The sequence below is a fragment of the Phenylobacterium sp. genome, assembly GCF_016793225.1.
Taxonomy (GTDB): Bacteria; Pseudomonadota; Alphaproteobacteria; order Caulobacterales; family Caulobacteraceae; genus Phenylobacterium.
In genome coordinates this window covers 1-1255 of sequence record NZ_JAEUMN010000057.1, presented here as the reverse complement: position 1 = coordinate 1255, position 1255 = coordinate 1, and the positions used below count along the sequence as shown (strand labels likewise).

The following is a 1255-nucleotide window of genomic DNA, read 5'->3' as shown; positions in this document are numbered from 1 at the left end:
GGCCCGCATCCGGGTCCGCATCGCGCCGGGATCGAGCAGGACCGCCCGCACGGGCGTGTTCTCCAGTTCGTCCGCCCACGTCCGGACGAGGTTCTCCATGCCGGCCTTGGTGGCGCCGTAGGGCCCCCAGAACGCCTTCGGCTGGGACGCGCGGCTGGACGTCAGGAAGATGGCGCGCGGCGCGGCGGCGGCCCGCAGCAGCGGCTCGCATGACCGAATCAGCCGCGCCGGCGCCGTGAGGTTCACGGCGACCAGCCGCTCCCAGTGCTTCGGCTCGATGTGCGACACCGGCGTCAGCGACCCCAGGAGGGCCGCGGCGTGCACCAGGACGTCGAGCCGACCGAAGCGCTGGTGGATCGCGAAGCCCAGCTGGTCGAGGCCGTCGGCCTCGCCGATGTCCATGGGGACCAGGGTCGCGCCTTGGCCGGTTGCGGTCCGGATCTCGTCGTCCAGCGTCTCCAGGGCCCCCTGCGTGCGGGCCACGGCGACCACATGGGCGCCGGCGGCCGCAAGGGCGAGCGCGGCGGCGCGGCCGATCCCGCGGCTGGCGCCGGTGACGAGGGCGACGCGATCGGTAAGCGGCAGATCAGTCATGGCGGCGGGTCTCTAGACGCTTTCGGCCGCCGTGTCAGGTCGCCGGGCGTAACGCTGGGCGATCGCCGCGCAGGCCATGAGCTGGATCTGGTGGAAGACCAGCAGCGGGATCATCGCCACGCCTGCGGCTGCGGGCGTCAGCAGGGCGGCGGCGATCGGCGCGCCGCTGGCGAGCGACTTCTTCGATCCGCAGAAGACGATGGCGATCTCGTCCTCAGTCGAGAAGCGGAGCGCGCGGGCGGCGACCAAGGTCAGCGCCAGCGCCGCCGCGAGCAGGACCGTGCAGAGGACCACGAGCCGGGCGAGGTCCATCGCGCCGAGCCGATCCCAGACCCCGCTCACCACCGCGCTGGAAAAGGCCACATAGACGATCAGGATGATGGTGCTGCGGTCGAGCTTGCCGAGCGTCGCGTTGTGACGGGCGACGAACCCCCCGATCCAGGGCCTCAGCAGCTGGCCGGCGACGAAGGGCGCCAGGAGCTGCAGGACGATGGCCCAGAAGGAGCCGGGATTGATGGCCCCGCCCGCGTGCAGCAGCAGGCTGGCGAGGAGAGGCGCGAGGAAGACGCCCAGCATGTTCGACGCGGAGGCGGCGGCCACGGCGGCCGCCACGTTGCCGCGCGCCACGCTCACGAACGCGATGGAACTCTGGATCGTCGAG

General features: G+C 72.4%; 2 protein-coding genes. Both read right to left on the bottom strand.

What is annotated here, in order from left to right; translation table 11 throughout:
* A partial coding sequence (locus JNK30_RS06700) for an SDR family NAD(P)-dependent oxidoreductase (protein ID WP_293481283.1) occupies positions 1-594 on the bottom strand: 594 nt, incomplete at its 3' end.
* Between the two features lie 12 nt (positions 595-606).
* A partial coding sequence (locus JNK30_RS06695; protein WP_293481282.1) for a bile acid:sodium symporter occupies positions 607-1255 on the bottom strand: 649 nt, incomplete at its 5' end.